At 59.6% G+C, this 20,132-nt stretch carries 22 protein-coding genes; 3 read left to right on the forward strand and 19 right to left on the reverse strand.

Annotation, left to right across the window (positions count from 1 at the left end; genetic code table 11):
- From PFLQ2_RS06595 to PFLQ2_RS06550, 11 genes are all read right to left on the reverse strand, one after another.
- Complete coding sequence (locus PFLQ2_RS06595) at positions 1 to 210, reverse strand: hypothetical protein (RefSeq protein WP_003184831.1); 210 nt, start codon at positions 208 to 210, stop codon at positions 1 to 3.
- Between the two features lie 91 nt (positions 211 to 301).
- Positions 302 to 727, reverse strand: a complete 426-nt coding sequence (locus PFLQ2_RS28125; RefSeq protein WP_033046239.1) for a tail fiber assembly protein — start codon at positions 725 to 727, stop codon at positions 302 to 304.
- Positions 728 to 737: 10 nt separating this feature from the next.
- Positions 738 to 2,657, reverse strand: coding sequence for a phage tail protein (locus tag PFLQ2_RS29060; RefSeq protein ID WP_003184833.1), 1,920 nt, complete (start codon positions 2,655 to 2,657; stop codon positions 738 to 740).
- Positions 2,658 to 3,293 carry a phage tail protein I gene (locus tag PFLQ2_RS06585; RefSeq protein ID WP_003184835.1) on the reverse strand — a complete coding sequence of 212 codons (636 nt, stop codon included), beginning with the start codon at positions 3,291 to 3,293 and terminating at the stop codon, positions 2,658 to 2,660. It abuts the gene before it with no gap.
- Positions 3,290 to 4,285: a baseplate J/gp47 family protein gene (locus PFLQ2_RS06580; protein WP_003184837.1), complete on the reverse strand. Its 996-nt coding sequence runs from the start codon at positions 4,283 to 4,285 to the stop codon at positions 3,290 to 3,292. Before PFLQ2_RS06580 ends, PFLQ2_RS06585 begins: the two co-directional genes overlap by 4 nt.
- A complete protein-coding gene (locus PFLQ2_RS06575; RefSeq protein ID WP_003184839.1) occupies positions 4,282 to 4,614 on the reverse strand; it encodes a phage baseplate protein in 333 nt (110 codons plus the stop codon). Before PFLQ2_RS06575 ends, PFLQ2_RS06580 begins: the two co-directional genes overlap by 4 nt.
- Positions 4,615 to 4,624: 10 nt before the next feature.
- Positions 4,625 to 5,236 (reverse strand): phage baseplate assembly protein V, encoded by a 612-nt coding sequence (locus tag PFLQ2_RS06570; RefSeq protein WP_003184841.1) that lies wholly within the window; start codon positions 5,234 to 5,236, stop codon positions 4,625 to 4,627.
- A gap of 3 nt (positions 5,237 to 5,239) precedes the next feature.
- Positions 5,240 to 5,752, reverse strand: coding sequence for a hypothetical protein (locus PFLQ2_RS06565; protein ID WP_003184843.1), 513 nt, complete (start codon positions 5,750 to 5,752; stop codon positions 5,240 to 5,242).
- 45 nt (positions 5,753 to 5,797) lie between these two features.
- Positions 5,798 to 6,148, reverse strand: coding sequence for a phage holin family protein (locus PFLQ2_RS06560; RefSeq protein WP_003184845.1), 351 nt, complete (start codon positions 6,146 to 6,148; stop codon positions 5,798 to 5,800).
- A gap of 86 nt (positions 6,149 to 6,234) precedes the next feature.
- The gene (locus tag PFLQ2_RS06555; RefSeq protein ID WP_225970846.1) at positions 6,235 to 6,681 is read right to left on the reverse strand and encodes a tail fiber assembly protein; all 447 of its coding nucleotides are present in this window, start codon (positions 6,679 to 6,681) and stop codon (positions 6,235 to 6,237) included.
- Positions 6,682 to 7,166: 485 nt separating this feature from the next.
- Positions 7,167 to 7,901, reverse strand: coding sequence for a LexA family transcriptional regulator (locus PFLQ2_RS06550; protein ID WP_003184848.1), 735 nt, complete (start codon positions 7,899 to 7,901; stop codon positions 7,167 to 7,169).
- A 625-nt stretch (positions 7,902 to 8,526) separates the two neighbouring features.
- Here PFLQ2_RS06550 and PFLQ2_RS06545 point away from each other — a divergent pair.
- The 3 genes from PFLQ2_RS06545 to fdxA all read left to right on the forward strand — a co-directional run bounded on the left by PFLQ2_RS06545 (position 8,527) and on the right by fdxA (position 12,482).
- Complete coding sequence (locus tag PFLQ2_RS06545) at positions 8,527 to 8,880, forward strand: DUF6124 family protein (RefSeq protein ID WP_003184850.1); 354 nt, start codon at positions 8,527 to 8,529, stop codon at positions 8,878 to 8,880.
- A 568-nt stretch (positions 8,881 to 9,448) separates the two neighbouring features.
- Positions 9,449 to 12,016 carry a DNA mismatch repair protein MutS gene (gene mutS / locus PFLQ2_RS06540; protein WP_172680623.1) on the forward strand — a complete coding sequence of 856 codons (2,568 nt, stop codon included), beginning with the start codon at positions 9,449 to 9,451 and terminating at the stop codon, positions 12,014 to 12,016.
- Positions 12,017 to 12,158: 142 nt separating this feature from the next.
- A complete protein-coding gene (fdxA, locus tag PFLQ2_RS06535; RefSeq protein ID WP_003184854.1) occupies positions 12,159 to 12,482 on the forward strand; it encodes a ferredoxin FdxA in 324 nt (107 codons plus the stop codon).
- Positions 12,483 to 12,972: 490 nt separating this feature from the next.
- On the opposite strand, the gene rpoS is transcribed toward fdxA, so the two are convergent.
- From rpoS to PFLQ2_RS06495, 8 genes are all read right to left on the reverse strand, one after another.
- Positions 12,973 to 13,980, reverse strand: a complete 1,008-nt coding sequence (gene rpoS / locus PFLQ2_RS06530; RefSeq protein WP_003184855.1) for an RNA polymerase sigma factor RpoS — start codon at positions 13,978 to 13,980, stop codon at positions 12,973 to 12,975.
- Between the two features lie 106 nt (positions 13,981 to 14,086).
- Positions 14,087 to 14,935, reverse strand: a complete 849-nt coding sequence (locus PFLQ2_RS06525) for a peptidoglycan DD-metalloendopeptidase family protein (protein ID WP_003184857.1) — start codon at positions 14,933 to 14,935, stop codon at positions 14,087 to 14,089.
- Positions 14,936 to 15,146: 211 nt separating this feature from the next.
- Positions 15,147 to 15,782, reverse strand: coding sequence for a protein-L-isoaspartate(D-aspartate) O-methyltransferase (locus PFLQ2_RS06520; RefSeq protein WP_161796107.1), 636 nt, complete (start codon positions 15,780 to 15,782; stop codon positions 15,147 to 15,149).
- Positions 15,783 to 15,820: 38 nt separating this feature from the next.
- The gene (surE, locus tag PFLQ2_RS06515) at positions 15,821 to 16,570 is read right to left on the reverse strand and encodes a 5'/3'-nucleotidase SurE (RefSeq protein WP_003184859.1); all 750 of its coding nucleotides are present in this window, start codon (positions 16,568 to 16,570) and stop codon (positions 15,821 to 15,823) included.
- Positions 16,558 to 17,616, reverse strand: a complete 1,059-nt coding sequence (truD, locus tag PFLQ2_RS06510) for a tRNA pseudouridine(13) synthase TruD (protein ID WP_003184861.1) — start codon at positions 17,614 to 17,616, stop codon at positions 16,558 to 16,560. Before truD ends, surE begins: the two co-directional genes overlap by 13 nt.
- Complete coding sequence (gene ispF / locus PFLQ2_RS06505) at positions 17,613 to 18,086, reverse strand: 2-C-methyl-D-erythritol 2,4-cyclodiphosphate synthase (protein WP_003184863.1); 474 nt, start codon at positions 18,084 to 18,086, stop codon at positions 17,613 to 17,615. Before ispF ends, truD begins: the two co-directional genes overlap by 4 nt.
- Before the next feature lie 43 nt (positions 18,087 to 18,129).
- Positions 18,130 to 18,975: an S-formylglutathione hydrolase gene (gene fghA, locus PFLQ2_RS06500; RefSeq protein WP_003184865.1), complete on the reverse strand. Its 846-nt coding sequence runs from the start codon at positions 18,973 to 18,975 to the stop codon at positions 18,130 to 18,132.
- Positions 18,976 to 18,983: 8 nt separating this feature from the next.
- The gene (locus tag PFLQ2_RS06495; protein WP_003184867.1) at positions 18,984 to 20,096 is read right to left on the reverse strand and encodes an S-(hydroxymethyl)glutathione dehydrogenase/class III alcohol dehydrogenase; all 1,113 of its coding nucleotides are present in this window, start codon (positions 20,094 to 20,096) and stop codon (positions 18,984 to 18,986) included.
- Positions 20,097 to 20,132: the final 36 nt, after the last annotated feature.

Consider the following 20,132-nt stretch of genomic DNA (forward strand, 5'->3'; position numbering starts at 1 on the left):
TTATTCAGCCTTTTTGGTTGCGGCCTTTTTGGCCGGGGTGGATGCAGAGGCCGATTCGCCGGCCTCGGTTTTTTTCAGCTCCAGACGACCGGCGCTGCGCAAGGCATTGGCCTCGACGTCGAGCAGGTCGAGCTCCTGGCCCTTGGTCGACCAGTGACCACCTCCGGTGGGAAATGGGAGGAGCACGGTGTAGGTTTGGCGTGGTGCCATTTTTGGGTTCTCCAGATACGAAAAAGCCCCTTTCAAAAAGGGGCCGTTGGGTGTTGGACGGATAAGAAAACGCCCCGTCGGTGCGGGGCGTTTATTTGGGTTGCTCAGGTAGCCAGGAGGGGGCTATCGGACGGTGATCCAGCTGAGGAAACGCTTGCGCTTCAGGCCAATTGCGAAGCGCACGCCGGTATTGCTGAAGATCGAGATACTGTGCAGGAGATAACGTGGTTTCAACACTCTCCTCCAGTTCGTCGCGATGGCGAGCCACTACGCCGTCCGTTTCGGACAAGCACTGATCCCGCCAAGCCCGCTCGACAACTGCCAGCTCGTCATCGCTGGACGGCTGCGGATCAACAAGCACAGGAAGACCATCATCATCCCAGGCAATAACCTTACCCTCCGATTGTCCCGCCAGCAGCTCAGCGTGGCGTTCAGCAGAAATTTCGACCACGTCGTCTGGCATCGAAACATTGATAGCTGCGTCGTAGAAACCACGGGCTATTTTTGAAGCGAACATACTTTTCTCCTTAGTAACCGATGGCTAGGAACTGAACGTTTTCAGACTTTCCGGCGCCTGTACTCCCGTTGAAGCAGTTAATTCCGATCGAGTTGTTAGCAACCACACCGACCGTGGGGACAGAGTTAGTTCCAGATGCAGAAACCAGAACCTTCAATACCGCGGTCGGAAACGTGATCGGAAGGGCGATGGTAGCGGCCCCCCCCGTAGAAGTTATCCCTACCCCCCATTGTAAAACCAAACCATCCGGTAATTTTTGATAGCCCGCGGAACCGAATAAGGCAGCAAAGGAAGCAGCGTACTTAAGGGCTATGGACCCGCCACGCAAGCGCCAAGTCGTCGACACTTTTACGAATTCTGCGTTATCCCCCATACCTAGGATGACAGTGATCCCTGTCGCAACCGGAGACGCCAATACGTCTCCCCCAGACGCAAGAACAGTTACAGCACCACTTCCAGTAGCCACCACCTCGATAGTCGCACCCTCTGCGACTCCGGCGGTCGACGGCAATGTGATACTGATCGGTGTAGGGGATATCGCCGATATAATGCCGCCGATGCTCGAAGCGCCGAGTGCGGAACTGGCAGTAAGCGGTACGAACACCGAATACTCGACGCCCATCCGCTTGGCAAAGGCAGCGTTGACCAATCTGAGAGAGCTGTCGAACTGGGCCGCAGTCGAGCCAAATACTCTTGAATATTGCAACTGTGCCGTCCCACCCGCCCACCAAGCGCTCGCACCATTACCGGTCAACTCCAGGGTCGCACCTACCTGCAAGTCGATGCTTTTAATCTGACCTGCCCCCGAGTTGATGTTGTCAGCATCAACACAAACAATAGTGACAATGCCGCTACCGATATTTCGAAAATGGATCGCACCACCTGCCGACAGGGAATTGACTGGAGGTAAGGTGATCGAGAAGGATCCGATGGTAGTAACCAGCGTGCCAACAGCTGATGTCGTCAACGTGGTGGTCGCAGTCAAACTGGTAAAGCCACGATAGTTGCCACTAGCGCGCATGACGTACTCGGTCGTCGCGATCGACTTCGTGTTGTCAAATAGAGGTGGCGTGTTCGCCGTAGGATTGACGAGTACCGGCGAGTTAAGGGGCGCGAGTCCTTGAGTGATGTTCTGAAAAGTCAGCGCCGTGATACCCAGTACAATGCCACCGTCGGTAGTCAGCTGCCAGATCGTATTGGCAAGAGTCGTCCCCTCCTCCACCGAAACCATCAATCCCGAGGTGACTTCGACACTCGCGTCGGCATCTTTTGCCCGTACCCATGCGCCGTTCGCGGCTACATAAATGCCGTTGTCTTTCGCCAGGGTCTGCGACTTAACCAGAACCCGATCCCCGGCTACTACGGCAACACCGTCGATTGCTTGTGCACCACTTAGGGCAATGCTGGCCGTTGTCGCCACCCGCACAGATTGCTTCCTGTCCAGCTTGGCAAGTTCATCAGCGACATAGCTCGCCACCCACGCCTGCGTCGCCTTGACGACCGTGTCGTCGATCAGCAACGTCACCGACTCAGCATTACTGGTCTCGAAAATCGACCGAATGTAAAACTCTTTCCCCGACCCCGAAGTCGCCAACACCGGTTTGAACGACTCCGGATATTTGACAATCGCGTACAGGATTCCGCTATCGGTCCAGATCCCTGCCTCTCGCACATACCAGCCGCCCACTTCAGGCGGGATGGTCACTTCAGCCAGCAACCAGCTCGGGTTTTTCTCATCTTGGAACAGCGCATTGAGCGGCCCTCGCCACACTTCGCGTTTAAGCGCCGTGGCGGTGGCAGCCGGGTTGTAGATCGCGCCGCCGCCGTCTCCGACGGAAATCTGCGACAGCTTGATGGGTGTGCCCGCCGCCTTGCAGGCAGTTTCGTAGGCGATCCCCGCATCGGTGAGCAGGGTGTAGTAATCGGCCATTTAGGACCCCTGTGGATAAATAGTGGAGGTTTCGACGGTGTAGAGCGCGGCGGCCATGAAGGCCTGGCCCGAGGCTTCCAGCCCTTCGATGACGATCGGATAAACCGTGGTCAGCTCGCCGCACAGCGTGGCGGCGGCGATGACGTGACGGCCGAAGGCACTCAAACCGACCGAAACCGTCAAGGTGTCGCGCTCGCTTTTCGCATCGGCCAGGCGGCGGTCGAGACGCGCGTCGATGGCTTCGCTGTAGGGCTGTTGGGTGAATGCTCGGACCGAAAAACTGTAGGGCGCGCCAGGTGGCGTTTGCTCATACCAAGCGCGCACTTCAGGCATCAGCTGCAAACCCTTAGCGGCATTTTCCAGCGCCTTTCGCGTCCCGGCTTGCCGGGCGGTGGGCCAGGCGAGTTCAACGGTCAGGCGTTTTTCAGTCTCGGGCGCCGCGGTGCTCCACTCACCAACGCCGCGGTCTGCTGCGAGATACGGAAGGAATGCGAGGGGCGTCGCCGCCGGATTCATCAGCTCAGGAAATGGCGGATCGATGCGCTCAAGCAATCGGCCGAAACCGAGGTCAAGGGCCCTTTCCAACGGAGAACTGTTGACGGGCAACAGACTAGGGCGAGGTGTTTCGTCACTCATAACGTATCCACCTCGACCTCGACGCCCGTGCAGTACGGAGCCTGGAAAGCCGTCGTCACAATCGGCACCAACGGTTCGAGAATTTCCAGCTGAACCGCGCCAGCGCTGTGCAACGTGTAGTCGATCCAGCTCGGGTCTACCCGTCCTTCCAGGCGATGGCACGCCTCGGCATAAGCCTGCAATTGCTGCTCGGCGGCAACCTGGGTCAACCCCGAATCCGGGCCGGCATTGATCTTCGCCACGACGCGGATTTTGTAGGGTTTGATTTGCGCGGCCTGAACGATGACCAGGTCGGTTTCCGGTCGAACGTCGGGCCGGGCGAAATGCTGGCGAACACTGTCGAGCAGCGCTTCGGACGGTGTGCCGTTGCCCTCGCGAGAAAGCACCGTGACCGTGACTTCACCCGGTGCGGTCCGGCGTCCGTTGCCGTCCTTGACCTGCGCTGCCTGCCCATCCGGGTCGAAGGCATACGTGACCGTCACTACACCCGCCGCGGCGTTTTCCACCTTCACCGCCGGCCGTTCGCCAAGGGTAAAGATCTCCCGCCGATACTGCATGCGCGAGCCCGCCGCCGGGGCATGGGGCGCCAGGTAGTAGCGCAACCGCGCATCGTCATCGCTCTCGTAGACCGGAGGGATGGGCGGGAAAGCCGCCGGGTCGCCCGAGTCGAGCAACTGGCGTTCGAGCCCCATGTCCGCGAGGCGAGCGTCAAGGTTGGTCCCAGTGGCCCACCACGCCAACATCTGCTGGATCCGGGCGTTGTATTTGCGTTCGTGGGTTTGCAGTCGGACACAGAACGCCTCCAACGCGAGAGTCAGCAGTTCGCTTTCGTTTTCGAGGCTGTCCACCAGCTTCGCGGCGCTTGCCGGAGAGCGCGCGCCGACGTACTCGACCACGAAGGTCTTGAACTCAGCGAGAAGGTCCTCGAACGCTTCGACGGTGACGATAGCCGGTTCGGCCAGTTGGTTCTGGCCGGGTATCAACATACTCATGTCACCACCTCGAAAGTCTGTTTGCGGTTTTTCCAGGTGCCGGCGAAGCGCAACAGCAAGCCGGCGCCCTGTCGGCTGGCGACAACGACTTGAGGCTCAAAATCACTGATGCCGTTTTGCGGGTTGTAGAACGCTTGGGCCGCATAGCTCTGGGCGAGGATCAGCAAGTCGTCGCCGAGGTTCTGCCCGAGCAATTGGGTGAGTGCGCAGCCATATAAAGGACGTTTCTGACGAGTGCCCAAAGGCGTGGTCAACGCCCGGGTGGCGCGCTGCACGAACTGCAGCCAGTCGTCGACCGTCGCGCCGGTATTTCTATCGATTCCGATCATGGGAAATCTCTTATGCGGTACTGATGACGCGCCCCTGGTGATCCACCACCGGACCGCTCAGGTGCACGCCGGAAGCGTCGAGCCGCAGGCCGACGGCGCCCAGTTGCAGTTCGATGGTCTGTGCTGTCATCGCCAGTCGCGCCGGGCCGATGTTCAATTCGAGGGACTCACGGGAACCGGTGAACGCCGCCGGACCGTTCTTCCAATGCAGGACATGGCTGGCATGGTCGTAGCCGTTTTCCGAACCGTCCTGATAGAGGCGACGCGTCAGCGAAGCCTGTGTCGAGACCGGAGGAAACTGCCCGCCATTGAGACCGAACAGCGCTACCGACTGCCCTCCTCCATCACCGCCGCCATGGTTGAGCAACACGCACTGTTCGCCCACGGTGGGAATGCGCGACTCGCTTTGAGCACCGGCACTCGGGTTGAAAAAGCGGATCGCCGGAGTCAGCAGCCCTCCATGGCTGACCTTGCAGGTGTTGCTGGCCGCATCGACCTCCTGGCAAACGCCGATGCGACAGAAGCTGTCGGCGCGACGATGCAGGTCTTCCAGCTCGGTTTCCATCTGCGCCAGACGCTCGATGACCGGCCCCAGGTGCATGCGTAGAAGCGCATCGAACATGGGTTAATCCTCGAGTGTGGTGTATTGATCCGGGTCGTCGATGTTCGACACTTCCCAGGTACGAGCGAATTTGGGGAGGCCCAACGGGTCATCCAGAAGCGTTGGGCCCAGGTACAGGGTTTGGGTGAATGAAAGAGTCCAGGCGGCGAACGCCTGGGTCCCGCGGCTGAATGTCGACGCGACGCCACTGATGTCAGCGGGCAGGTCACATTGATCGCCCGGCAGATCCCAGCGGTTGTCCACCACCAGGCGTTTCAACTCGCAGCCCAGGTCGCATGCAGCCGACGCTGTTCCAGACGTCACGGCTTGCAAGGAAACCGTCAGGACATGGGCAATGCGTCCCTCGCTGGATCGTATGCCCGCTGCATCCTGCTCGATGGCAATCAACACCCAGGGCGGATCGCCGGAGCCGTTGAAGTCCTGGGGGCTTTCGACATTCAAGCCAGGAATGGCGGCACGCAACGTTTCGGCAATGGCCGTTAACAGCTGCGAAGGTTTTTCGAGGACGACAGGCATCAAGGCCTCCTGTTTTATGGCGGCACGAAGATCAGTAGCGAAGGATCAGCGGGGGTCGGAACGAGAGTCGCGCGACGGTGGTTCATCAATGCCCATGCGCTTGGCGGCCCAACGTTCATAAAGCCCGATGGCCACGTCCGCCCCGGCCATCGCCGTCAGGCAACCAAAGGCACCCGCGGCCCAGATCGACAGGCCCATGGCGTACAACAGCATGATCGCCGAGACGCCGCAGACCATGCAGGCGCCGGAGCGCAGGGCCAGGCGGCGCAACAGCGACCAGCCGCGGGCGCCTTCCTTGTCGGCACGCCACATCTCGCCAGTCACCCCGCCCACCAGGGCGAGCACGATGACCAGCCAGATCGGCATGTCCAGCAACGCTTGTTGCTCGGTTGTCATGTCACGCCTCCTGGGGGATTGAGGAATGTTCGGAAGGCCGTGCAAAAAAAGCCTGGGATTGAACCGGGCTTTTTAATGACGCCCGTTTAGAGCACCTCCGGCCAAACAATGCTCAGCGGAAAACCGGGTTGTTTGTTGACCTGAGTGAAGGCGATGCAGTACTCCTTGAAGGCAAGCAAGTAAGCCTGCTCGGCAGCCGTAGCCACGCCCAGGTCAACTTTGAATTGCAATCCCGAAGACGCCACGCCGGTCATGACATTGTCGAGCCGCCTGGCTTTTTCAATGCGCATCTGCTCGCCAAGTGCAGTCTGCGGCCAAGGGAACCCAGAGTTAAATGACCAGACCCCACCAGTGTTGACTGCTACATAGTCGTAATCGATCTCAGCGCTAGACTTGCCAGTGACGTCAATCCAAAGTTGGTCGACTGGAAATTCTTCAGAGATCGGATTGACCGTTTCATAGATATTGTCGACTTTGCCGTCCACAACACGTGCATATTTTTTCATATTCATATCCTTATCTATTGCCGGCATCCCGGCACTCTTTGATCTGCCTGGTTCAGGTAGGCATTCCAAAAAGCCCGGCAACGAACCGGGCTTTTCAGTAATGCGGTCCTTCGCCTTCCTTGGCCAAAGGCCAGAAGGAAGCTGATCTTTCGGCGCAACTGGCGCGGTACGGATCCATTCAAATTGTTTTTCCGACCGCGGTCCCTGCCCGCCGGATAACTGCTTCTGGTGCTTTACGCTGCACACCCGGGTCAGTTGCCAACCCTCTGAACCGTTAAGGCCGGTTCATCGCTGCCTGTTGATGGAACTAAAGAGCTTTGTTGCCAGCCGCTTTGTCGAGCGGCTTGGACAGAGAATATGCATGGATGCATATACAGTCAATGCGTAAATGCATTTATTTATGCGCAACTCATGCATAGATGCATCGTCGTTCAATGAATACGGGAGGTCCGGCCATTTTCAGGACGAAAAAAAACCCGCACGGCGGCGGGTTTTGTCTGACAGCGAGTGGGTTATCGGGCGTACATGCCCCACCAGAAGACGTGACCTAAGATGACGATTTGCTCATCCTGCATTTCCTGGAACGTGTAGTCCTCGTCCGGATGTTCGTCGCGGTTGAAGCTGCGCAGGCGGATGCCGGTAGGCAGGCGATAAAGCTGTTTCACCCGCAGTTGGCCGTTGTGATTGATGGCGTAGAGGTCACCGTCGACGATGTCGCCGATGCCGCATTTGCCCGCATTCACCCCGACCGTGGCGCCGTCGCGCAGCACCGGCAACATGCTGTTGCCGCGTACCGTCACGCATTTGGCCTGGTCGAATTGCACACCGTTATGCCGCAGGCTGCGCTTGCCGAAGCGCAGGCTGGAGCGCTCGCTTTCCTCGATGACGAATCTTCCTGATCCAGCAGCCAATTCAACCTCACGCAGAAAAGGGACCGATACCTCGTCTTCCTCGACGGGTGTCTCGTCATCCCACAGGCTTATGTCCTTGAGTTCGGAATGCGACTCGCCGCGGCGGCTGTTGCCCGCGGGCACAACGTCCGCGCGCCCGCGCAACTGGTCGGTGCTCACGGCGAAGTACTCGGCGATCTTCGAGATGTGTTTATCCGAAGGGTCGACGATCTTGCCGCTGAGAATCCGCGAGAGGGTGGACTGAGGCACGCCGGTGCGCCGGTGAAGCTCCGTGGGGGAGATCCCGTGCTGATCGAGCAATGCTCTTAATACGGTAGAAACGTTGCGTTTTTGCATAACGCGCATAGTGCTTGTTCTTTTCGCAGAAGACAAATGCTGTTTTGCATAATCATGCATATCGATGAAGAAACCATTCACCCAAGGTCGGCCCGATCCAACGTGGCGAGGGAGCTTGCTCCCGCTGGGCTGCGCAGCAGCCCCAAAACCTCCAATCACTGAGCATTCGGCGAATTGAGCTCAGTCCTGTTGGGCGCGCTACGCGCGCCAGCGGGAGCAAGCTCCCTCGCCACGGGTCCAATCCAATCCTTGAATTGGGAATTCCCCCTACAATTTCTTGGGAAAATTCTCGATTCGCATCCTTCAAATGTGCGACACCAGGCTACATCGCCTTGCGCCTCTGCCTACGACTACGCCAGAATCCGCCGGCTTGTCCACCTTGGATCCCATCGGTACTTTGGTTCTCGTCACTGCCCATCAGTGATCGGGTTTAGTCGCTCGGTATTCCAAGGTGTTCATTGCTCCATTCAGTCAGGTACCTCTATTCCTGCACTTGATGGTAGCTGTGCGCAGGGCGCCCTCGGGCGCGCCGGTTCCTTGGATCCCCGGTCGACTAACCTGCGTACAGCTGCCACCCCTCGTTTAGTCGCGAGTGAGTGGTAGCTCAACTTCAAGGATCCATAGAATGCCGAAGAACACTCCAAATCCCCCAGACGATCACGTCTCCCGCAGCCAATCGGCCAACGCCAAGAAACTCGATGACGCGGCCACCCGCGCCTTGGACTATTACCTCAAGCCGAAAGACGACAAAGAAACATCCGACACCCTCGACACCCTTTTCATCATCGCCCCTAACATCGACGCCGAATGCCTGCTCGCCAACCTCAGCGAAACCCTGGCCTCGGCCAATGCCATGGTCAGCGACCTGGCATTCGACCTGGAGGGCTCGCGACGACATATCGCGCTGGGGGTCCAGCAGATGATTGAGCTGGGGCAGTTGTTGGCGAATCGGGCGCTGGATGTGGTTGAGGTGAGGTAGGCATTCATGATGCAAGCCGAGACCTAAGAGAAGCTCCTACAGTTGGATCGGGGTACAGCCGGAGAAACAGGCCGGCTGTCAGGCCGCCTTCGCGAGCAAGCCCGCTCCCACAGGGAAACGCGGCCCCCCCCAAGAACCAGGTCGGCTATCAGGCCGCCTCGCGGTGGACGTTGATCTCGGCGCCCCGTTAACCACGCTGGCTGAACGAAGGTATTGCGCAGTGGGCAACCCGGCATGGACGCCGGGTTAGCCGCGCTGGGCCATGGTTGGCCCTTCGCGGCGGCCCACGGAGCAATGCCTTCGTTCAGGCATGCCGAGCCCTAGCGAGGCACCGAGTGGTGGGGCAAAAGCGTTTTGCTTACTTTTGCGCTTCTCAAAAGTGAGCCGCTGTAAGAGCGGAACCGTCAGCAGCCGTTACCGCAGCAACGGATACACACACAACCCCAAACTCTGGGTAGCACCAGACAGCCCATGTTAACCTTGCGCCCATCGCGGAAAAGCCGGGCCAATGCCCCTCCTTTTGCCCCACACCTTTCAACGAGCTTTCCTGACACCCATGAATACAGCCGTGAACGACCTGTCCTCCCACACGCCCATGATGCAGCAATACTGGCGCCTGAAGAACCAGCACCCCGACCAGCTGATGTTCTACCGCATGGGCGATTTCTACGAGATCTTCTACGAGGATGCGAAGAAAGCCGCCAAGTTGTTGGACATCACCCTGACGGCGCGTGGGCAATCGGCAGGCATGGCCATTCCAATGTGTGGGATTCCTTACCACGCGGCGGAAGGGTACCTGGCGAAGCTGGTCAAGCTTGGCGAGTCGGTGGTGATTTGCGAGCAGGTCGGCGACCCAGCCACCAGCAAAGGGCCGGTGGAACGCCAAGTCGTGCGCATCATCACCCCGGGTACGGTCAGTGACGAAGCCTTGCTGGATGAACGCCGCGACAACCTGATCGCCGCGGTCTTGGGCGATGAGCGCCTGTTCGGCCTGGCGGTGCTGGACATCACCAGCGGCAACTTCTCGGTACTGGAAATCAAGGGCTGGGAGAACCTGCTGGCTGAGCTGGAGCGGGTCAACCCGGTGGAACTGTTGATTCCGGATGACTGGCCCAAAGACCTGCCGGCGGAAAAACGCCGTGGCGTGCGGCGTCGGGCGCCGTGGGATTTTGAGCGTGACTCGGCGTTGAAAAGTCTCTGCCAGCAGTTTTCCACTCAGGACCTCAAGGGTTTTGGTTGCGAGAACCTGACCCTGGCCATCGGCGCTGCCGGTTGCTTGCTGGCCTACGCCAAGGAAACCCAGCGCACCGCCCTGCCCCATTTGCGCAGCCTGCGTCACGAACGCCTGGATGACACCGTGGTGCTGGACGGCGCGAGCCGGCGCAACCTGGAGCTGGACACCAACCTGGCCGGCGGGCGCGACAATACCCTGCAATCGGTGGTCGATCGCTGTCAGACCGCCATGGGCAGCCGCCTGCTGACCCGCTGGTTGAACCGTCCACTGCGGGACCTGACGGTCTTAACAGCGCGCCAGTCCTCCATTACTTGTCTGCTGGACCGTTATCGCTTCGAGCAGCTGCAACCGCAGCTCAAGGAAATCGGCGACATCGAGCGGATCCTGGCGCGTATCGGCTTGCGCAATGCCCGTCCTCGAGATTTGGCGCGCCTGCGCGATGCCCTTGGCGCCTTGCCCGAGCTGCAAGTGGCGATGACCGACCTCGAGGCGCCGCACCTGCAGCAACTGGCGCGCACCACCAGCACCTACCCGGAGCTGGCCGCGCTGCTGGCAAAAGCCATCATCGACAACCCGCCAGCGGTGATCCGCGACGGTGGCGTGTTGAAAACCGGCTACGACGCCGAACTCGACGAATTGCAGTCCCTGAGCGAAAACGCCGGTCAGTTCCTGATCGACCTCGAAGCCCGGGAGAAAGCCCGTACCGGCCTGGCCAACCTCAAGGTTGGCTACAACCGCATCCATGGCTACTTCATCGAACTGCCGAGCAAGCAGGCCGAACAGGCCCCGGCCGACTACATTCGCCGCCAGACCCTCAAGGGCGCCGAGCGTTTCATTACCCCGGAACTCAAGGCCTTCGAAGACAAGGCCTTGTCGGCCAAGAGCCGCGCCCTGGCTCGGGAAAAAATGCTCTACGAAGCGCTGCTCGAAGACCTGATCAGCCAACTGCCGCCGTTGCAAGACACCGCTGGTGCCTTGGCAGAACTGGACGTGCTGAGCAACCTGGCCGAGCGCGCACTGAACCTGGATCTCAACTGCCCGCGCTTCGTCAGCGAGCCGTGCATGCGCATCAGCCAAGGTCGCCACCCGGTGGTCGAGCAGGTACTGACCACGCCGTTCGTGGCCAACGACCTGAGCCTGGACGATAACACCCGCATGCTGGTGATCACCGGTCCGAACATGGGCGGTAAATCCACCTACATGCGCCAGACCGCTTTGATCGTGCTGCTGGCCCACATCGGCAGCTTCGTGCCAGCGGCAAGCTGCGAATTGTCCCTGGTGGATCGGATCTTCACCCGGATCGGCTCCAGCGATGACCTGGCCGGCGGGCGCTCGACCTTCATGGTGGAAATGAGCGAAACCGCGAACATCCTGCACAACGCCACCGAACGCAGCCTGGTGCTGATGGACGAAGTCGGCCGCGGCACCAGCACCTTCGACGGCCTGTCCCTGGCCTGGGCGGCGGCCGAGCGGCTGGCGCACCTGCGAGCCTACACGCTGTTCGCCACGCATTATTTCGAACTCACCGTGCTGCCGGAAAGCCAGCCGCTGGTGGCCAACGTTCACCTCAACGCCACCGAGCACAACGAGCGCATCGTGTTCCTGCACCATGTGCTGCCCGGCCCGGCCAGCCAGAGCTACGGCTTGGCGGTGGCACAGCTGGCAGGGGTTCCAAGCGAAGTGATCAGCCGCGCCCGCGAGCACCTGAGCCGACTGGAAACCACCAGCCTGCCCCACGAAGCGCCGCGTCCGACCAAGGGCAAACCGGCCGTACCGCAGCAAAGCGACCTGTTCGCCAGCCTGCCGCACCCGGTGCTCGACGAACTGGCCAAGCTTGATCTGGATGACCTGTCCCCACGTCAGGCACTGGATTTACTCTATACATTGAAGACACGGATCTAACGCACAGGCTTTCAAGCTGTTAGAATCTCGCGCGGTTTGGGATGCTGCGGGCTATTAGCCTGGTTCGCAGACTATCGCTCCCAAACCTGGCGAGCCCACCGTGAAGGGGTTCCGCTGCCGCCGCCTGAGGAGAGAATTAGAAATGACCTTCGTCGTCACCGACAACTGCATCAAGTGCAAGTACACCGACTGCGTAGAAGTCTGTCCGGTGGACTGCTTTTACGAAGGGCCGAACTTCCTGGTCATTCACCCGGACGAGTGCATCGACTGCGCCCTGTGTGAACCGGAATGCCCGGCAAATGCCATTTTCTCGGAAGACGAAGTGCCGGCCGGCATGGAAAACTTCATCGAGCTGAACGCTGAACTGGCGGACATCTGGCCGAACATCACTGAGAAGAAAGATGCCCTGCCGGACGCCGAAGAGTGGGATGGCAAGCCAGGCAAGATCGCAGACCTCGAACGCTGATTATTCCTGCGCTCGTCTAAAAGGCCCCTTGCGGGCCTTTTTGCTTTTTCGGATCGAATAAATCGCAGGCAAAAAAAGGGGCGGTTTGACCCGCCCACATTTTTTCCCTAATCCCTTTAATCCTTTTCATCGTCCTGATGAATCGCGTCCTGCGATGTCCTTCCTTTCCCATCGTCCGTGACGGGTGTGTCTGTCCGTCGACACAGGATTGATATTAGTGCTTTCCCAGCCGAGCGCAATTCGCCGGATATCGTCGACTGTCTCTGTCATGGTACAGACATAAATAAAAATGCCTTACAAATCATATAATTAACGGAATACGACAACCTTTATAGTCGTCTATCCCGTGCGCGAGAATCCGAACACTTACGCAACACTAGGCAAAGGCTTACACGGCGGATCCATAAATAGAGAGCGCGCGGAAAATACTCACTGCAGAAACGCAAAAGCCCCGAACCAATCGGGGCTTTTGCTGTTGCACTTGCGTTCGTTACTGGAACAGCGACTCACTCGAGAGACCATTCTTTTCCAGGATCTCCCGCAGACGCTTGAGGCCTTCTACCTGGATCTGCCTGACGCGCTCACGAGTCAAACCAATCTCCAGGCCCACATCTTCAAGGGTGCTGCTTTCATGACCGCGCAGGCCGAAGCGACGAATCACCACTTCCCGTTGCTTGTCGGTCAGCTCCGACAGCCACTGGTCGATGCTCTGGGACAAATCATCGTCCTGGAGCAACTCGCACGGGTCGGTGGGTCGATCGTCGGTCAGGGTGTCCAGCAAGGTCTTGTCCGAGTCCGGCCCCAGTGAAACGTCCACCGAGGAAACCCGCTCGTTGAGCCCAAGCATGCGCTTGACCTCGCCTACTGGTTTTTCCAACAGGTTGGCGATTTCTTCCGGCGAAGGTTCATGGTCGAGTTTCTGGGTCAACTCGCGGGCGGCCCGCAGGTAGACGTTCAGCTCCTTGACCACGTGAATCGGCAAGCGAATCGTCCGGGTCTGGTTCATGATCGCCCGTTCGATGGTCTGGCGGATCCACCAGGTGGCGTAGGTCGAGAAACGGAAGCCCCGTTCGGGGTCGAATTTCTCGACGGCGCGAATCAGGCCCAGGTTGCCCTCTTCGATCAGGTCCAGCAACGAAAGCCCGCGATTGACGTAGCGTCGGGCGATTTTCACCACCAGGCGCAGGTTGCTTTCAATCATGCGTTTTCGACCGGCTGGGTCGCCACTTTGCGACAGCCGCGCAAAATGAACTTCTTCCTCGGGGGAGAGCAGTGGCGAGAAACCGATTTCGTTGAGGTACAGCTGAGTGGCGTCCAGCGCCCGGGTGTAATCGATGTACTTATGTTGTTTAAGCGAAGCGGAGTGTTTGGATTTGGCACGAACGGAAGGTGGAGTCGCCCCTTCATCATTCGACATCGAATCCATAGCGATGCCGGCCTCCATCAGGAGAACCTCATCGTCGATGTCAAACTCCGGCACTTCTTTACTGAGAGCCATTGTTATAGTCCTTTGGTGAGTTCGACCTCAAGCTCAAGCGACGCCTTTATCCTTGGCAACGCTGGAGCCTGTTCCCTCTACGTGACGGAACAGGCTGACAATCAAATCAACGACGTGGCAGGAATTGCAGTGGATCTACAGGCTTACCTTGTCGGCGAATCTCAAAATGCAGTTTCACCCGGTCTGTTCCCGTCGATCCCATCTCGGCAATTGTCTGTCCGACCTTGACCTGCTGCCCCTCCCGAACCAACAGCCTGCGGTTGTGACCGTAGGCACTGACGTAGGTATCGCTGTGCTTGATGATGACGAGTTCGCCGTAGCCCCTCAAACCACTCCCGGCGTACACAACCGTGCCATCAGACGCAGCTAAAACAGGCTGTCCCAAATCCCCGGCGATATCAATTCCTTTATTCAAACTACCGTTTGAAGAGAATTTTCCAATGAGAACGCCATTAGAAGGCCATCCCCAGCCGGTCGGGGCGGGGCCCGCTGGAGGCATCGGAGCGGGTGCCGGTTTGCCCGCGACGGACGGTACAGTCGCCGCTTCAGCCCCCGCCGGCCGGCGAATGACCGTGGTCTTGCTCGATGACGAAGCGGTCGAACCGGACTGCGTGACCACAGCGGTTGGCGTTGAACCAGTACGGCCATCGAAGCGAATTGTCTGACCTGGATGAATCGTATAAGGCGCGGGAATGTTGTTGCGCGCCGCGAGGGCTTTGTAGTCCCAACCGTAGCGAAAAGCGATGGAAAACAGCGTATCGCCGCGACGGACTACGTACTGACCGGTGGTGACTGTAGGACGCTGGGGCGCCGCATTCGTGTTGCGATCGACCACCCGGACATTGCTCGACGGTGTACTGGAACAACCGACCAGCAAAGTACTCAAGACAAGGCCAGTCACCAGGCGCTGAAAGCTTGTGATACCCATACGCTGCGCAATGACTGTGAGACTCACCCGCCGCTCCCTTTGTGGTGGCTGGAAATTGGGACACTGCCTGTCCAGGCAGTCGTCATATTTGTATAGCGGGCCGCAACCGCGCTTCTATTAATAGAGCAGACAGCGCTTGCGCACACGTTTGCTCGACGCCGTTGAATGCTGTTCAACGAATCGCTGCCGCTGTAAGACACAGCCTTCGCCAAGCAATTCCGCGTCTGTTTATAAATGCTCAGGCCAACGGCCCATTGAGTAACGGCACGAACCGCACCGCCCCCAGAACGTGGCGTGAGAAGCCGTGCTCTTCGCGCACGATCAGCATCAATTGCTGAACTTCTCCGGCGCCCACGGGAATGACCAGTCGCCCGCCCGGAGCAAGTTGATCCAGCAACGCCTGGGGCACATCGGTGGCCACGGCGGTCACGATGATGCCGTTGTAAGGCGCGAGGGCCGGCCAACCTTCCCAGCCGTCCCCCCAACGAAACACCACGTTGCGCAGGTTCAACTCGACCAGGCGCTCCTTGGCGCGATCTTGCAGGACCTTGATCCGCTCTACCGAAAACACCCGTTCCACCAGCTGCGACAACACGGCAGTCTGGTAACCCGAGCCGGTACCGATCTCCAGTACTTTGTCCAGCGGCCCCGCCTCCAACAGCAACTCGCTCATGCGGGCCACCATGTAAGGCTGGGAGATGGTCTGGTTGTGGCCGATGGGCAACGCCGTGTCTTCATAGGCACGATGGGCCAGGGCCTCATCGACGAACAAATGCCGCGGCGTGCGCCGGATGACTTCCAGCACCTGGGCGTTGGACAGGCCTTCTTCGTACAGACGCTGGATCAGTCGTTCACGGGTACGCTGGGAGGTCATGCCAATGCCGCGGCGCAGCATATCGTCTTGCTCACGCATCAACGCAACCCCTCCAGCCAGCCATCGAGATGTCGAAAGGCATCGTTGAAGGTACGGTCGAGCTGCAACGGCGTGACTGAGACATAACCTTGCATCACCGCATGAAAGTCCGTGCCCGGCCCACCGTCCTCGGCATCACCGGCAGCGGCAATCCAGTAACCGGCCTTGCCCCGCGGATCGACCACGTGCATGGGCTTGGCGGCGCGGGCGCGGTGGCCCAGGCGTGTCAGTTGGATACCACGGATATGATCGAGCGGCAGGTTCGGGATATTCACGTTCAGCACCGTGCGCGGTGGCAGGTCCAACTCGCCATGGGCTTGCACCAATTTACGGGCGTAGTAGGCGGCGGCGGCCAAATTATCGACCTGGCGTGAAACAAACGAAAAGGCAAATGACGTCTTCCCCAGGAAACGACCCTCCAGTGCGGCAGCGACCGTGCCGGAATAAAGCACGTCATCCCCCAGGTTCGCACCCAGGTTGATGCCCGACACCACCATGTCCGGCTCACGTTCCAGCAAGCCATTGAGGCCCAGGTGCACGCAATCGGTCGGGGTGCCGTTGAGGCTGATGAAACCGTTGTCCAGATAGCACGGGTGCAAAGGACGGTCGAGCGTCAGCGAGCTGCTGGCGCCGCTTTTGTCCTGGTCCGGCGCGATAACCACGCACTCGGCAAAATCCGCCAGCGCAGCATAAAGCGCGGCAAGACCGGGTGCTGTCACCCCGTCGTCGTTAGAAATCAGAATACGCATGGGCTGTCCGTCTGCCCCACCGGCACCAGATCGACGAGTTCGCGCACCAAGGCGGTGGCGAAACATCCGGCCGGCAGGACGAATTCCAGTTGCAGAATGTCAGGCTGGGGATAATGCCACGACAGCCCGCCAATGGGCAGTCGCAGGATGCGACGTTCGTGACTCATTCCGGCGTTTATCAACCAGTCCCGCAGATCAGCCTCGCCCTCGGCGATGGCCTGTTCCAATTCAAAGGTCGCGCCGGCGGCAGGCGAAGGTCCCTCGCCCCACTGCGGCCCGGTCGGGTGCAAATCGAGGATGCCCAGGCGTGGATCGCTGCATTCAGCCTCGCCGGCCGGAAAAAAACTGCGGCTGTCGGTGAAGGCCAGCAAGTCGCCCACTTGGGCTTGCTGCCAGGTACCGTCGGCCACCCGCGCCGCCAACACTTTGTTGAACAGGAAACTGCGGGCCGTGGACAACAACCGCGAGCGCACGTTGCGCTGCTCGGGCAAGGCCTTGCGCGCCGCCCAGGCCCGGGCATCGACGACATTGCCACCGTCGTGGCCGAATCGCTGGGCGCCGAAATAGTTGGGAATGCCCTGGCGAATTATCTGTTGCAGGCGTGCATCGATGGCCGCCGCGTCGCCCTTGAGCTGGGTCAGGCGCAACGTGAAGCCGTTGGCCGAATGCGCGCCGCGTTGCAGCTTGCGTTTATGCCGACCGGTCTTGAGGATCTTCAGCGTGTCGTTTTCCGCCGCCGACAGGTCGGGATCGGCCTTGCCCGGCAACTGCACGCTGAACCACTGGCGGGTCAGGGCTTGGCGGTCCTTCAGGCCGGCATAGCTGACGGTGCGCAACGGCACACCGGCCGCCTTGGCGATTCGCCGGGCGGCTTCCTCGGTGTTCAAGCCGCGTTTTTCGACCCAGATCCATAAATGCTCGCCATCACCGGTCAACGGAATGTCGAGCACTTCATCGACCTGGAAATCTTCAGCGGTGGCCTTGAGTACCGCGCTGCCCAATGGTTCGCCATAGGCACGAGGGCCCAACAATTCCAGTTCGGTCATGGGCGCAGCAACAAGGCAACGGAGTGCACCGCAATGCCTTCTTCGCGACCGACGAAACCGAGTTTTTCGGTAGTGGTGGCTTTCACGTTCACTTGGTCCAGCTCAACTTGGAGATCCTCGGCGATCAATTGGCGCATCGCTTCGATGTGCGGCGCCATCTTGGGCGCCTGGGCGACGATGGTGTTATCGACATTGCCCACCTTCCAGCCCTTGGCGTGGATCAGCGAGACCACATGGCGCAGCAACACCCGGCTGTCGGCGCCCTTGAATTGCGGGTCGGTGTCGGGGAAGTGCTTGCCGATGTCACCCAGCGCCGCCGCGCCGAGCAATGCATCGCTCAAGGCATGCAGCAGGACGTCACCATCAGAATGTGCGAGCAGCCCGAAGCCGTGCGCGATACGCACACCGCCCAGGGTAATGAAGTCGCCTTCAGCGAAACGGTGAACATCGTAGCCGTGGCCAATACGCATAAAAAAACGCCCCGATTTTTGTCAGGGCGTGATTCTACCTGCATTAGGCGTTCAGAGCGCGCGCATGATGCTGCAAGTGGTCGTCGATGAAGCTCGATATGAAGAAGTAGCTGTGGTCATAGCCGGGTTGAAGGCGCAATTGAAGCGGATGACCGGCGGCCTTGGCTGCCTGTTGCAGCGTTTCGGGCTTGAGTTGATTGCTGAGGAAATCGTCGCGATCGCCCTGGTCCACCAGCAGTGGCAGCTTTTCAGCAGCCTCGGCTATCAGTGCGCAAGCATCCCACTCGCGCCATTTCGCACGGTCTTCGCCCAGGTAACGAGAGAACGCTTTCTGCCCCCAGGGGCAGTCCATCGGGTTATTGATCGGCGAAAAGGCCGACACCGAACGGTAACGCCCCGGGTTGCGCAACGCACAGACCAGCGCGCCATGACCGCCCATGGAATGCCCGCTGATGCTGCGTTTATCCGAAGCAGGGAAATGCGCCTCGACGAGCGCCGGCAATTCCTGCACCACGTAGTCATGCATCCGATAGTGCCGCGCCCACGGGTCCTGCGTGGCGTTCAGATAAAAACCGGCGCCTAGGCCGAAGTCCCAGGCACCGTCCGGATCGCCGGGTACGTCAGCGCCGCGGGGGCTGGTGTCCGGCGCGACGATGATCAAGCCCAATTCGGCGGCCATGCGCTGGGCACCGGCCTTTTGCATGAAGTTCTCGTCGGTGCAGGTCAGTCCCGACAGCCAATACAGGACCGGCAACTTGCCACCCTGCTCGGCTTGCGGCGGCAGGTATACGGCAAACACCATGTCACAACCGAGCACGTCGGAACGGTGCCGGTAACGCTTGTGCCAGCCGCCGAAGCTTTTCTGGCAGGAAATGTTTTCCAGACTCATGACCGACCTCAGAAATGAATGACGGTACGGATGCTTTTGCCTTCATGCATCAGGTCAAACGCCTTGTTGATATCTTCCAGGCCCATGGTGTGGGTGATGAAAGTATCCAGCGGAATTTCGCCCTTCTCGGCCATTTCCACATAGCTAGGCAACTCACTGCGACCGCGCACGCCGCCGAATGCCGAACCGCGCCAGACGCGCCCCGTCACCAACTGGAATGGACGGGTGGAGATTTCCTGGCCGGCCCCCGCCACGCCGATGATCACCGACTCGCCCCAGCCCTTGTGGCAGCACTCCAGCGCCGCACGCATCAACTGGACGTTGCCGATGCACTCGAAGGAAAAGTCTACGCCGCCGTCAGTCATGTCCACGATGACTTCCTGGATTGGACGATCGAAGTCTTTAGGATTGACGCAATCGGTGGCCCCCAATTGCTTGGCGATTTCGAATTTGGCCGGGTTGATGTCGATGGCGATGATCCGCGCGGCCTTGGCCTTCACGGCGCCAATCACGGCCGACAGGCCGATGCCGCCCAGGCCGAAGATGGCTACGGTGTCGCCCGGCTTGACCTTGGCGGTGTTGATCACGGCGCCGATACCGGTGGTGACGCCACAACCCAGCAGGCAAACTTTTTCCAGCGGGGCTTCCTTGGGGATTTTCGCGACGGAGATCTCGGGCAACACGGTGTATTCAGAGAACGTCGAGGTGCCCATGTAGTGGAAAATCGTCTCGCCTTTGTAGGAAAAGCGCGAAGTACCATCCGGCATCAGGCCCTTGCCTTGAGTCGCGCGAATCGCCTGACACAGGTTGGTCTTGCCCGACTTACAGAATTTGCACTGACCGCATTCCGGCGTGTACAGCGGGATCACATGGTCGCCCACTGCAACCGACGTCACGCCTTCGCCGATGGCTTCGACAATCGCGCCACCTTCATGACCGAGGATCGACGGGAAGATCCCTTCCGGATCAGCGCCCGACAAGGTGTAGGCATCGGTATGACAGACACCGGAAGCCACCACGCGCAACAGCACTTCGCCCGCCTTGGGCATGGCGACGTCGACTTCGACGATTTCCAGGGGTTTCTTGGCCTCGAAGGCAACGGCGGCGCGTGACTTGATCATCCGGACTCTCCAGCAAATAAAAACAAGGCTGGGAGT

Source organism: Pseudomonas fluorescens Q2-87, assembly GCF_000281895.1.
Classification (GTDB): domain Bacteria; phylum Pseudomonadota; class Gammaproteobacteria; order Pseudomonadales; family Pseudomonadaceae; genus Aquipseudomonas; species Aquipseudomonas fluorescens_S.